Below are 12818 nucleotides of genomic sequence, written 5' to 3'. Positions count from 1 at the left end.
CTGATATGACCCGGCAGATGGAAGGCGTATATCTGACTGGCCATGGAGGTCCTGAGGTGTTGGAATGGCGGGAAGACGTCCCCGTTCCGACCCCCGGTCCAGGGCAGGTTCTGGTGCGCGTCGCCGCTGCCGGGGTGAACAACACCGACATCAACACGCGGATCGGCTGGTACTCGCCGGATGTTACAGAAGCGACGGATGCGGTAGATCAGCAGGTTGAAGCCGGCGGGTGGGGAGGTGCGCTGCACTTCCCCCGCATCCAAGGCGGTGATCTGTGTGGGATTGTTGAAGAGGCTGGACCGGGGGCAGCGTTCAAGCCCGGCCAACGCGTGACCTGTCCTATCAACTTGCCACGCCCGGGGCCGGGTAGACCGCATGGTTTTATCGCGCTTGGTTCAGAAATCGACGGAGCGTTTGCCCAATACTGTCTGGTCGAGAGCAATGATCTCTATGATGTGACCGCCTCGCCCCTATCAGACGTGGAAATCGCCGCTATTCCCTGCGCGTTTGGGACCGCAGAAAACCTGCTGACTCGCGCTGGTGTATCGGCAGGCCACACAGTGCTGATTACAGGGGCTTCAGGCGGTGTGGGCCTCGCCGCGGTCCAGCTCGCGGCGCTACGAGGAGCGACGGTCTGGGGGGTGACAAGTGCTGCCAAGGCGGATGTGGTCAAAGCGCAGGGGGCGTCGGCAACCTTTGACCGGGATGTGCAGCTGCCGAAGGATATGTTCGATGTCGTCATCGATGTGGTGGGCGGCTCGGCTTGGCCCGATCTCATACTGGCGCTGAATCCCGGCGGGCACTATGCGGTGTCAGGTGCAATCGCTGGCCCCATCGTCAGCGCCGATTTGCGAGACATCTATCTGCGCGACATCACAATCCATGGCTGCACCCATCAGCCTCCCGAAGTCTTTGGCCGACTTGTTGTGCTGATGAATGCAGGTCGGATCAGGCCTTTGATCTCAAAAACCTACCCGTTGCGTGACATTGTTCAGGCGCAAGAGGATTTTATGTCCAAGACCTTGCCCGGGAAACTGGTATTAATACCGTGAAAGGGGGGTAGATGGCTGACATTACGCTTTTAGATGGCTCGATCGGGCAGGAACTGGTGAAACGCAGCGGTGACCAGCCCACGCCTTTGTGGTCAACGCGGGTGATGATCGACAAACCTGACTTGCTGACCGAAGTTCACGCGGCCTATTTCCGCAGTGGCGCGACGATTGCCACCACGAATACCTATGCCATTCACCGCTCGCGGCTGGTGCGTGAGGGGATCGAAGACCAGATGCCACTTCTGATCGAGGCTGCTCTTTCGCGGGCCGAGCAGGCTTGCGCGGGAACTGACGGTCGTATCGCTGGTGCGCTTGGTCCGCTTTTGGCCAGCTACCGGCCCGATCTGAACCCCGACCCAGACGATGCGGCTGAAAAATTTGCCGAGCTGGCTCAACTGATGGCAGACCGGGTTGATCTATTCCTGATCGAAACCGTGTCCTCGGTTCTGGAAGCCGAAGGTGCGCTTCGCGGTACCGAGAATTGCGGCAAACCTGTCTGGCTGGCAATGTCGGTTATGGATGATGACGGCACGCGATTGCGGTCAGGCGAAGCGCTGGAGGACATCGCCCCGCTTGTTGCGCGTTACGCCCCCGAGGCCGTTTTGATCAACTGCGCGCGCCCGGAAGCGATTCCGGCTGCACTGGAGATCATCGCAAAGCTGGGTCGCCCGTTCGGCGCTTATGCCAATGGCTTTACTGGTATCAAAGACGGTTTTTTGAAGGATGCCCCGACGGTTGACTCTCTGGAAAGCCGTCATGACCTAGACCCTGACGCCTATGCGCAGCATGCCATGGGCTGGGTGGCGCAGGGCGCGACGATCGTTGGCGGTTGCTGCGAAGTTGGGCCAGATCACATCGAAACCCTTGCCGACAGTTTGCGCGCGGCCGGGCACACAATTGTTTGAGTGTGCCTCATGTCGATCCGCAACAAACCTGAACGGCGAAAAGATCGGGATCAGCAGCATTTCGATATTCTGGTTGCACCCGGTTTCGTGTTGCTTGAATTGGCCTCGTTGGTCGATGTGTTGCGCCTGGCTAACCGGGTTTGCGCGCATCCTCCGTTCACATTCACTTACCGGTCCCGAAAGGGGGGGCCTGTTGAAAGCAGCAGTTGCGCGACGGTGTCGACCGAAACCATACCTGCGCAGCCCGATGCGGATTATCTGTTTGTGATCGGAAACTCGGATCCGGATCAGCCAGAGCTTTCTTTAGGTCGCGTCGTGCCCGACTATACATACCGGGGAGCCCAGGTCTTTTTGCTGGCCGAAGCGGCAAGCAGGTACATCGATGAAAACGGCGCTGATCATATGGCAACCCATTGGGAAAACGCCTCTTTCTTACGCGAACGTGGCGCGCGTTTTGAGGCCAAGCTTTCAATTGCGACCGAACAGGGTTCGGTGGTCACCTGCGCGGGAATGGAGGCAACGACGGATGTGGCACTGGCGGTGATTGGGCGGCACATTTCGGGTGCAGCCAAGATGACAGTTGCGGACATCATGCTGCACGAGAACATCCGCGATTTCTCATCCATGCAGCCGTTTTCTGGCGCTAGGAATACAGCCACGGGTGATGCAAAGCTGGATCAGTGTATCAAGCTGATGCAGGCAAATATTGAAGAACCGCTACCGATCAATCAGATCGTTGACATGTTACACGTGTCGAACAGATCGCTTGAGCGCAAGTTCAAGGCAACTTTCGCAACCACTCCAAACGGATTCTACCGAGAAATGCGCTTGGCCAAAGCCAACAACTTGCTTTTGAACACAACGATGAGCGTGCGGGAAATCGGCTTGGTGTGCGGCTTTCCAAACGGATTCTCATCCGTTTACAAAAGCGTCTTTGGCGTCACTCCGTTTGTTCTGAGACGTCAAAAAAGACGTGCAGAATATAGGTGATTTTCGCGATTGAGGTGACGTTTTTGACGCTTTTTTTGTCGATCCTTCATGGCATTTTGCAAAAAACCTGAGACAGCGGAGACATCAGGATGGTTGATCTTCCCACCAAGGCCCGTGTGGTCATCATCGGCGGCGGCGTCATCGGATGCTCGGTCGCGTATCACCTTACCAAGAAAGGGTGGACCGATGTTGTGTTGCTTGAGCGCAAGCAACTGACCAGCGGCACCACATGGCATGCTGCAGGTCTGATTGCGCAGCTGCGCGCGACCGCAAACATGACCAAGCTGGCCAAGTACAGTCAGGAACTCTATGGCGCACTTGAGGAAGAAACTGGCGTTGCCACAGGGTTCAAGCGTTGCGGATCGATCACGGTGGCCCTGACTGAAGAGCGCAAGGAAGAGATCTATCGTCAGGCCGCCATGGCCCGCGCCTTCGGGGTTGAGGTCGAAGAGATCGACAATGATCGTGTGCAGGAGCTGTATCCCCATCTGAACCTCGAAGGGGTCAAGGGGGCGGTTTATTTGCCTTTGGACGGGCAGGGTGATCCAGCGAATATCGCTCTGGCTTTGGCTAAAGGTGCGCGTCAGCGCGGTGGCGTCGTCAAAGAACGTGTGAAAGTCACCGACATCGTCAAGCAGGGTCGTAAAGTCACCGGCGTGGACTGGATTGCGGACGATGGCAGTTCCTCGGGCCATATCGAATGCGACATGGTGGTGAACTGTGCGGGCATGTGGGGCCACGAGGTTGGTAAGATGGCAGGTGTGAACGTGCCGCTTCACGCCTGCGAACATTTCTATATCGTGACCGAAGGGATCGACGGGCTGACCCAACTGCCGGTGCTGCGCGTACCGGATGAATGTGCCTACTACAAAGAGGATGCCGGAAAAATCCTGCTGGGCGCGTTTGAGCCAAATGCAAAACCCTGGGCGATGAACGGCATCCCCGACAGTTTCGAATTCGACCAGTTGCCAGAGGATTTCGATCACTTTGAACCAATACTCGAAGCGGCCTGCAATCGGATGCCGAAGTTGGCCGAGGCGGGGATTCACACCTTCTTTAACGGCCCCGAATCCTTTACGCCGGATGATGCCTATCACTTGGGACTCGCCCCCGAGATGGATAACGTTTGGGTCGCTGCAGGGTTCAACTCGATCGGTATTCAGTCGGCGGGTGGTGCCGGTATGGCACTGGCCGAGTGGATGGACTCGGGCGAGAAACCGTTCGATCTGGGCGATGTTGACATCAGTCGCATGCAGCCGTTTCAGGGCAACAAGCAGTACCTCTTTGAACGTTCGAAAGAGACGCTCGGCCTGCTTTATGCCGACCACTATCCCTATCGCCAAAAGGCCACCGCGCGCGGTGTGCGCCGGACACCGTTTCACCATCACCTGATCGAACAGGGTGCCGTGATGGGCGAATTGGCTGGGTGGGAGCGCGCCAATTGGTTTGCCAACGAAGGGCAGGAACGGGAGTATCAATACAGCTGGAAACGGCAGAACTGGTTCGAGAATTCGGCTGCCGAACACCGCGCCGTGCGCGAAAATGTAGGCATGTATGACATGTCGTCCTTCGGCAAAATCCGCGTCGAAGGGCCGGATGCCGAGAAATTCATGAACTATATCGGCGGCGGCGATTATTCAGTGCCCAATGGCAAGATCGTCTACACCCAATTCCTAAACCGTAGCGGTGGGATCGAAGCAGATGTCACGGTCACACGGTTGACTGAGACCGCCTACCTGGTCGTCACCCCCGCGGCGACCCGATTGGCGGATCAGACATGGATGATGCGTCATGCAGGCGGCTTCAGTGTTGTTATCACCGATGTCACCGCTGGCGAGGGCGTTTTGGCCGTCATGGGGCCGAATGCGCGTGCATTGCTTGAAAAGGTTTCGCCCGCTGATTTCTCGAACAGGACTAACCCCTTTGGCACAGCACAACAGATTGAGATCGGTATGGGTCTCGCTCGCGCCCACAGGGTGACCTATGTGGGTGAGCTAGGGTGGGAGATCTATGTGTCGTCCGACATGGCAGGTCATGTTTTTGAGGCGCTGCACGAAGCCGGACAAGATATGGGCCTGAAACTCTGCGGCATGCACATGATGGACAGTTGCCGGATCGAGAAGGGTTTTCGCCATTTCGGTCATGACATCACCTGCGAGGATCACGTGGTCGACGCGGGATTGGGATTTGCCGTCAAAGTGGACAAAGGCAGCGATTTCATCGGTCGCGAGGCGGTGATGGCCCGAAAGGAAAGCGGGCCCAAGAACCGGCTTGTCCAGTTTAGACTGACTGATCCCGAACCACTGTTGTTCCACAACGAACCAATCGTGCGCGATGGTGAATATGTAGGTTACCTTAGCTCGGGCAATTATGGTCACACGCTGGGTGGTGCCATTGGTCTGGGCTATGTGCCATGCGAGGGCGAAAAGCCTGCAGATGTGCTTGCCTCGACCTATGAGATCGATGTCTGTGGTGTGAAAGTCCAGGCAGAGGCGTCGTTGAAACCGATGTACGATGCGAAATCCGAGCGGGTCAAAGTCTAGAAAACATCGACAGGGGTAGGCTCTGCCCCACCGTCCGTAACGGGCGACGCGCGCGAGAGTATTTTTGGCCAGATCAACAAGGGATCACCTGCTCATCTGGCCAACAATATCCATGGGCGTGAGACAGCGCTTCGCATGTAGGTTGGCTGCAGAACGCGCGACCTATCAGAAACTTTGATGCCCTGCTTCACAGTTTTGATAGTTCCCAAGCCCATCTGATTTGCCGTAGAGAAACACGGTATCAGTCGGAGACTCTCTGTGGCAGACACCCGCGTACCACCAAACAATACCGATACGCCTAAAGGGCTGGCGTTGGCTGTGATGGCCTATGTGCTTTGGGGCTTCCTGCCGCTTTACATGAAAGCAATGGAACATATCGGCCCGATCGAGGTAGTCGCGCATCGGGTGATCTGGTCGGTGCCAGTGGCCGGGCTGCTGCTGATAGCGCTCGGGCGGACCGGCGATCTGAAAACTGCACTTCGCAATCCCAAAATGTTGGGTATGGCGGCAATTACAGCGGCGCTGATCTCAGTCAACTGGGCGATTTATGTCTGGGCGATTTCATCGGGGCATGCGCTGGACGCGGCTTTGGGCTATTATATCAACCCTTTGTTCAGCATTGCGTTGGGTGCGATATTGCTGCGCGAACCTCTGAACCGAACACAGTTGGTTGCGGTCGGGTTGGCCGCTTTGGGGGTGTTGGTACTGGTGTTTCAGGCGGGAAGCTTACCCTGGGCGGCTTTGGGCTTAATGTTCAGCTGGGGGTTTTATGCGTTGTTCAAGCGCTCACTCCCAATTGGGCCCAACCAAGGGTTTTTGTTGGAAGTCCTGATTCTACTGATACCCGCCCTGGCCTACGTCACCTGGCTTGGAACAAGTGGTGCCGGGCATTTTGGAGCAGCCGTGTCAGACACTGCGCTGCTTGCAGGCGCGGGGCTGGTGACTGCAATTCCGTTGCTGCTTTATGCCAATGGGGCCAAACTGGTGCGTCTGTCGACGATGGGTATCCTGCAGTACATCGCGCCCACGATGATTTTTATCACCGCGATCACGTTGTTCGGAGAGCGTATTGATCAGGCAAGATTGATCGCGTTCCCCCTGATCTGGGCCGGGTTGATTGTGTATTCGATCCCGATGATCCGGCAAATACGGTCTCAGGCCTAGCGAATGAGCTGGGCAAGCTGTTCCGCCCAGATTGCATAGGCCTTGGGGCTTGGATGATATCCGTCCGGCGCGGCGAGCGCCGGGTCATCGGGCAGGTTCAGCGCCAGATGTGAAACTTGCGGATATGCTGCAGCCACCGTCTGCAAGCCGTGATCCAGCCTTGCAGCCTGTTGCCCCAAAAACCAGGCCAGAGGCTGAGGCAGAGCGGGAAAACGCGCCATCTGAGGAACCGCAGACACGATCACCTGCCGGGCTTTCATCGGCCCGGTCAGAAGGTCCAATAGGCGTGCTTGGTGGTCCTCAAAGCTTTGTCTGCTTACCGCTCGGGTCACGTCGTTCACACCCAGCGCCGTTACGGCCACATCAAACTGTTCGGAAAGCCCTTGCAGCTGCTCAATAGTGTTTTGAGTGGTATGCCCGGTGGTCGCTTCAAGCCGCCATTCCACGGTATAACGCTTTGCCAATTGGCCGACCAGTTGCCCGGATAGCGCCTGGCCTAGGGTGCCCGCCCCAACGCCAGCGGCCGAGCTGTCCCCGGTGATCAACAAGCGCAGTCTGGGCCCGCGCCCTGCACACCCTTGGCGGGGACCAGTCGGTTCTGGCAGAAATTGCGCATTGCGTCTTACCGCGAACCCCTGAATTGCCAGAATAGGCAAAAGCGGAATTCTGAGAATCTGATCGGCGGCAACAGGCAAAGGAACCGTTAGCTCAGCGCATCTTTGAACTTTAGAAAGCGCGCATCTTTCATGACTCGTGCCATCATGGCTTCGCGCAAGGCTCCGACCGTCTTGTAAGGACGCATGACGACCTCAAATTCCTGAATAAGTCCGTCTGCGTTCAGCGTGATCAAATCTACACCCACGGCGTCCAAGGCACCGACTTTGCATTGAAACTCCAATGCCCAATCGTCGCCGTCGCCCATGATCCGACGATACTGAAATTCGGAAAACACCTGACCCACATGACCCAGAACCGCTGCAACAGGTTCACGCCCGGTCCAGGTGCTGTAGTAAGTGGGTGGTGAAAACCGCACATCTTCGGCCAGCAACTCTTGGATCAGGCCTTCATCGCCTTTGGCCACCACTTCTTGCATTCGTTTGATCGTCGGGTGCATACCGTCTTCCCTCTTGTTGACCAAAGAGTTGCTGAACCTTTTCACTCACGCAAGGACGACGTTGCGGGAGGGGGCCGCCTGAGATAGGCAAGCGCGCATGAGCGAAACCTATGATCCCCCAAACTCCCCTCTGGATGTGCTGTTTGAAGACACGCAATTGATCGTGCTGAACAAGCCGGCGGGTTTGTTATCGGTGCCGGGGCGGGGCGCGCATCTTGCTGATTGTCTGCTAACCCGCGTGCAAGTTGCGTTTCCACAAGCGTTGCTGGTGCATCGGTTGGATCGGGATACATCCGGTGTAATGGTGTTTGCACAGACGCCGCATGCCCAGCGGCATCTGGGGCTACAGTTCGAAAATCGCCAGACCCGCAAAACTTATGTCGCGCGCGTATGGGGGCGGGTAGAACCAAAGACGGGAACGGTTGATCTGCCGCTGATCGTCGATTGGCCCAATCGCCCCCGCCAGATGGTCTGTCACGACACCGGCAAGTCTGCTGTTACGGATTGGCGCGTGGTTAAATACGAGGGCGAGACAACGCGTGTTCGTCTGTCTCCCAAGACCGGACGATCGCACCAGTTACGGGTTCATATGCAGGCGCTGGGGCATCCTATCTTGGGTGATCCGTTTTATGCCGATGGCGCGGCGCGCGACTTCCCGCGGTTGATGCTTCATTCGGAAGAACTGCGCCTCAAAAATCCCGAAGGCGGGGTGTCGATGAAATTTCGCGCGCCAGCCGAATTCTGATTCTAGGCGTTACTGGTCCAAAGCATCTTCAGGTTTCCCAGCGAAAACCGCCGGGTGCGTTTGACCGGGCGTATAACTTGGCGTTCCCGTGCGGCAGCAATTTCACGTTCGATTTCGAATCCGCGCAAAACGTGATCTTGGGACCAGCGATCCAGTTTCAAGGTCATCATGACGTGATTGTCGAGGTAGGGCATGGTCAATCTCCTGAATTGCAATTGCCCAATCTTCGCCCAACACTCCTGACACCGCCTTGTCAGGGGGGTGTGCTAAGTTGTCAGCAGATATTTAGGAGACCCGGATGCGCCGATCGACACGTCTGTTCGAAATCATTCAGATCTTGCGTGCTGCTGAAGCGCCCGTGACGGCCGATGCGTTGGCCGCCAAGCTCGAGGTTTCGGTGCGCACCGTCTACCGCGATATTGCCGCGTTGCAGGCCCAGCGTACGCCAATCGAAGGCGAAGCGGGTGTTGGCTACTTGATGCGGCGCGGCTATGATCTGCCGCCATTGAATTTCGATGCGGAAGAGGTTGAGGCCCTGTGGGTGGGCCTGTCGATGCTGGCCCGCACTGGTGACAGTACCCTGCAACAGGCCGCTGACCGAGTTTGTCGGAAGATCGAGGCCCTGCGCGCGCCAGCCGACTGGCTACAGGTTGCGCCCTGGGGTGCACCGATGGATGATCCGGAAAAGGGATGTGTGCCCGTCGTGAACTATCGCGAAGCGATCCGGGCTGAACGTAAAATTCGCATCACCTACGTGAATTCGGAAGATGAGCGTACCGAGCGCACGATACGGCCCGTCGCCCTGATCTACCATATTGAATGCACCATGCTGGCCGCGTGGTGCGAGCTGAGAAACGGGTTTCGCCACTTCCGCACGGATCGGATCTGGGCCTGCGAACTGACCGAGGATCATTTCTGCGGGCAAGGGGAACCTCTGCGCGCGATCTGGCAGGAGCAGAACAGCTGGGATAGCTCCAAAGGGGTCGCCTGAATGGCGGGTATTCGCCGATCTCACTCAATTGCTGCTTGAGGCCCATTGTTCTCACTGTGTTATACTAAGCGGAACGAAACAAACCCGGCGAACGGGTACGTGAGCAGAAGGTGATTCCATGACGATTTCCAAATGTGCACTGACGGTTGGACTGTGTTCAGCCATGTTTTTAGGGGCGTGTACGGACCCGGGCACTCTCAGCGTGCAAAACGATCCCAATCAGAATGCCAAGCAAGGCGCGTTGCTGGGTGGTCTGATCGGCGCTGGTGTGGGCGCAATTGCCAATGACTCTGACCCACTGTTGGGGGCGTTGGCCGGTGGTGCCATCGGTGCCGCAGGCGGTGGCGTGATCGGCAACCAACTTGACCGGCAGGCTGCAGAGCTGCGGCAGCAGTTGGCAAATGACGGCATCACGATCGTCAACGCGGGTGATCGCCTGATCGTCACGGTTCCGAATGACATCACCTTTGACACCGACAGTTCCACCGTGCGCCCGGCCTTGCGTGCCGATTTGGTGAAGGTGGGGCAGAATTTGGTTAACTACCCGAATTCGAATGTCCAGATTATCGGTCATACTGACAGTGACGGAGAGGCGTCCTACAACCTCGGACTGTCTGAACGCCGCGCCAATGCGGTGGCTGATATTCTGCAGGCCAATGGTGTCAGCTACGCCCGTATCACTACTGTCGGGCAAGGTGAAAACAACCCGATCGCATCGAACCTGACACCCGAGGGAAAAGCCCAGAACCGGCGGGTCGAGATTGTGGTGGTTCCCAGCGACAACACCTGATCACGCGTCTCGCGCACAATGACTGCGCGTCATCGGGCCTTTGGTTCGATGGTGTCTCGGGATAACTAAGGGGAAACACCAAAGCGGAGTTTCCCCATGTCCCAACCGATCCTTCTTGGCCTTTCCGGCTCGCTACGGCAGGATGCGACCAACCGTAAATTGCTGCGCGAAGCTGCACGCTTGTTCGAACCCGGCACGTTCATTGAGGCTGATCTCAATCTGCCGCTTTATGACGGCGATCTCGAAGTTGGCGAAGGCATACCTGAAACCGTGCAGGTTTTGGCCGATCAGATTGCTCAGGCCCACGCGGTGATCATATCAACCCCGGAATACAACAAAGGGCCTTCGGGTGTTCTAAAAAACGCGCTGGACTGGGTCAGCCGGACGAAAGGCAAACCATGGATGGATAAACCGCTCGCCGTCATGTCTGCGGCTGCGGGCCGGGCCGGGGGGGAGCGGGCGCAAATGATCTTGCGGTCCTTCATGGTCCCCTTTCAGCCACGCATTCTGCAAGGTCCCGAGCTTCACTTGGCGGACAGCTCGAATGAATTTGATGCAGGCGGGCGGCTGTCTAACGACCGCTACGAGCATACGCTGCATAACCTGATGCAGAAGCTGCGGGCAGAGGCCGGGTTTTAATCCCCTTTGCTTGCCGGTCTGCACCGCAACTTCTAGGTTATGCGGATGAAGGATCAAGACCAGATAGAGACTCAGGCCGATGTCGTAGATCCTGCCCGAGCGGCTGCACTGCAGGTAGCAATGGGGCGGGAACCGACGATTGAGGCAGGCTCAGTACTACCTCCCTTCTTTCATCAGCTCTATTTCTGGTCGCCGCATGTGCCGAGCGATCTGGGGCGTGATGGACATCCTCGGATAGGCCAAGGTCTGATCCCCGATATGGGACTACCAAGGCGCATGTGGGCAGGTGGGCGACTGCAGTTTCATCAGCCCTTTGTGGCAGGGGTCGCAGCCGAGCGTCGGACGGTCAGAGAAAGCGCCGTGGCAAAGACAGGACGTAGCGGACCGTTGGCATTTGTCACACTGCGTCACGAGATTTGGCAAAAGGGCGCGCTGAGCGTGACCGAATGGCAGGATCTGGTTTACCGTGAAGATCCCTCATCAGACGCACCGGCTCCAAAAGTTCCGATGGCTCGAAGGGATGAGTTGGATCACCGCATTGTTGAATTTGATACAACCCTGTTGTTCCGCTATTCGGCGCTGACGTTTAACGGACACCGGATCCATTACGATCTTGACTATGCACGCGACGTGGAAGGCTATGCCGGGCTGGTTGTCCATGGGCCTCTGCTGGCCCAATTCCTCATGTTGTTCGCAACCGATCTGATGGGGCCTCTGGCGGAGTTTACGTTTCGCGCATCGTCGCCACTGATGCATTTCGAAACGGCGACCCTGTGTCGGAACGGTCAGGAGTTTTGGGTGCGTGGACCCGGAGGCCGACAATGCATGTCAGCCAAGGCAATACCGCAATCAGAGTGAAGCTTCGGGCAGAAAATCCTGCGGGATTCTATCGCGCCCTTCCAGCATCAAGTCGGCCATGACCTCGGCCACCTTCGGTGCCATACCAAAACCGATCTTGAATCCCCCATTAGCGATAAACTGCCCTTTGTGCAGGGGATACGCGCCCAGCATCGGCGCGCGGCTTTTGCTGCGGGGGCGGACACCGGCCCAGCGTTCGATTACTTCCGCCCCGTGCAGAACCGGCACGGCACGCATGGCGCGGTCCAGTACATCGTCTAGAGCGGCATCTGTGCTGGTCGGATCGTCGTATTCGCGTTCTGATGTCGAGCCAATGGCCAACGTACCATCGGCATGAGGCACGATGTGAACGGCATCGGCAAACAACTGTGGTACGTCGCCCGCATCAAATCGCAGCAACGCTGCCTGTCCTTTCACGCCGTTACCGATTGTCTTGCCAAACGCCTTGCTGAGCTCTTGCAGACCCGCAAGTCCAGTGGCGTGTACGACTTGTCCCTTGTCGGGCGCTTCGGCGGTAACTTCTACTCCCATTACGGCAAGCGCGGCCACCAGCGCCACGCAGGCACGCCTTGGGTGCATGCGCGCGCTTAGTGTATCGTGGACGACATATCCCGTCGGGCTGGGTGGGCACCAGGCACCAATCTGATCTACCAACCGGACGCGCCAATCAGCCTGACCCTGCCAGAGTGTTGCAGCTGTTTGTTCACGCGCTTGGGCCAGCTCCAAACCGCGTGCGTCTGGTATGGGTTGCAGACGCCCAAGACGTGCGTAGCCGGGCGACACACCACCGGTGGCCTCGACTTGTTTCCAGAACGGTTCAGCCATGATTAAACTTTCAAACTGGAACGCCTTTTTGGTGTTCCAGTTTTCGGGCACATGTGGGGCCAGCGCGCCAACAAGCCCTCCACTGGACCCCGCGCCCGGACCAAATGGGTCGACGATCTGGACCTTCGCGCCGCGCCGTGCGCAGGTCCAGGCGATGGAGAGGCCAAATATTCCTGCGCCCCGCACCGTCACATCGACCATT

Annotated in this window: 14 protein-coding genes; 10 read left to right on the top strand and 4 right to left on the bottom strand. The window is 57.5% G+C overall.

Features of this window, described 5'->3' with window-relative positions:
• The first annotated feature begins 5 nt into the window (after positions 1 to 5).
• From ACR0MJ_RS08000 to rarD, 5 genes are all read left to right on the top strand, one after another.
• Complete coding sequence (locus tag ACR0MJ_RS08000; protein WP_480760418.1) at positions 6 to 1052, top strand: alcohol dehydrogenase family protein; 1047 nt, start codon at positions 6 to 8, stop codon at positions 1050 to 1052.
• Between the two features lie 11 nt (positions 1053 to 1063).
• Complete coding sequence (locus tag ACR0MJ_RS07995; protein WP_170514791.1) at positions 1064 to 1957, top strand: homocysteine S-methyltransferase family protein; 894 nt, start codon at positions 1064 to 1066, stop codon at positions 1955 to 1957.
• A gap of 9 nt (positions 1958 to 1966) precedes the next feature.
• On the top strand, positions 1967 to 2947 hold the full coding sequence (locus tag ACR0MJ_RS07990) for a GlxA family transcriptional regulator (protein WP_170406633.1): 981 nt from the start codon (positions 1967 to 1969) through the stop codon (positions 2945 to 2947).
• An 89-nt stretch (positions 2948 to 3036) separates the two neighbouring features.
• Positions 3037 to 5490 carry a GcvT family protein gene (locus ACR0MJ_RS07985; protein WP_480760416.1) on the top strand — a complete coding sequence of 818 codons (2454 nt, stop codon included), beginning with the start codon at positions 3037 to 3039 and terminating at the stop codon, positions 5488 to 5490.
• 258 nt (positions 5491 to 5748) lie between these two features.
• Positions 5749 to 6654, top strand: coding sequence for an EamA family transporter RarD (rarD, locus tag ACR0MJ_RS07980; protein ID WP_480760414.1), 906 nt, complete (start codon positions 5749 to 5751; stop codon positions 6652 to 6654).
• On the opposite strand, the gene ACR0MJ_RS07975 is transcribed toward rarD, so the two are convergent.
• Positions 6651 to 7202 (bottom strand): SGNH/GDSL hydrolase family protein, encoded by a 552-nt coding sequence (locus ACR0MJ_RS07975; protein ID WP_480436316.1) that lies wholly within the window; start codon positions 7200 to 7202, stop codon positions 6651 to 6653. The two genes, rarD and ACR0MJ_RS07975, sit on opposite strands and share 4 nt — an antisense overlap.
• A 155-nt stretch (positions 7203 to 7357) precedes the next feature.
• A complete protein-coding gene (locus ACR0MJ_RS07970) occupies positions 7358 to 7768 on the bottom strand; it encodes a nuclear transport factor 2 family protein (protein WP_170398766.1) in 411 nt (136 codons plus the stop codon).
• A gap of 97 nt (positions 7769 to 7865) precedes the next feature.
• On the opposite strand from ACR0MJ_RS07970, the gene ACR0MJ_RS07965 reads away from it, so the two are divergent.
• A complete protein-coding gene (locus ACR0MJ_RS07965) occupies positions 7866 to 8513 on the top strand; it encodes an RluA family pseudouridine synthase (protein WP_480760411.1) in 648 nt (215 codons plus the stop codon).
• 2 nt (positions 8514 to 8515) lie between these two features.
• On the opposite strand, the gene ACR0MJ_RS07960 is transcribed toward ACR0MJ_RS07965, so the two are convergent.
• Entirely contained in the window at positions 8516 to 8707 is a 192-nt protein-coding gene (locus ACR0MJ_RS07960) for a hypothetical protein (protein WP_170398761.1), read from the bottom strand.
• A 104-nt stretch (positions 8708 to 8811) separates the two neighbouring features.
• On the opposite strand from ACR0MJ_RS07960, the gene ACR0MJ_RS07955 reads away from it, so the two are divergent.
• From ACR0MJ_RS07955 to ACR0MJ_RS07940, 4 genes are all read left to right on the top strand, one after another.
• Entirely contained in the window at positions 8812 to 9504 is a 693-nt protein-coding gene (locus ACR0MJ_RS07955; RefSeq protein ID WP_170406614.1) for a helix-turn-helix transcriptional regulator, read from the top strand.
• A gap of 118 nt (positions 9505 to 9622) precedes the next feature.
• Positions 9623 to 10294 carry a YiaD family glycine zipper/OmpA-like lipoprotein gene (locus ACR0MJ_RS07950; protein ID WP_170611273.1) on the top strand — a complete coding sequence of 224 codons (672 nt, stop codon included), beginning with the start codon at positions 9623 to 9625 and terminating at the stop codon, positions 10292 to 10294.
• Between the two features lie 96 nt (positions 10295 to 10390).
• Complete coding sequence (locus ACR0MJ_RS07945) at positions 10391 to 10933, top strand: NAD(P)H-dependent oxidoreductase (RefSeq protein ID WP_170425805.1); 543 nt, start codon at positions 10391 to 10393, stop codon at positions 10931 to 10933.
• A 45-nt stretch (positions 10934 to 10978) separates the two neighbouring features.
• Positions 10979 to 11791 carry an HTD2 family dehydratase gene (locus ACR0MJ_RS07940; protein ID WP_480760406.1) on the top strand — a complete coding sequence of 271 codons (813 nt, stop codon included), beginning with the start codon at positions 10979 to 10981 and terminating at the stop codon, positions 11789 to 11791.
• Here ACR0MJ_RS07940 and ACR0MJ_RS07935 read toward each other — a convergent pair.
• Positions 11783 to 12817: an NAD(P)/FAD-dependent oxidoreductase gene (locus ACR0MJ_RS07935; protein ID WP_480760403.1), complete on the bottom strand. Its 1035-nt coding sequence runs from the start codon at positions 12815 to 12817 to the stop codon at positions 11783 to 11785. The genes ACR0MJ_RS07940 and ACR0MJ_RS07935 overlap by 9 nt on opposite strands.
• Between the last annotated feature and the right edge of the window lies 1 nt (position 12818).

This window comes from Ruegeria sp. C6 (assembly GCF_056537625.1).
Note: the sequence above shows the minus strand (reverse complement) of the source record. Positions and strands in the feature narration are given on the sequence as shown.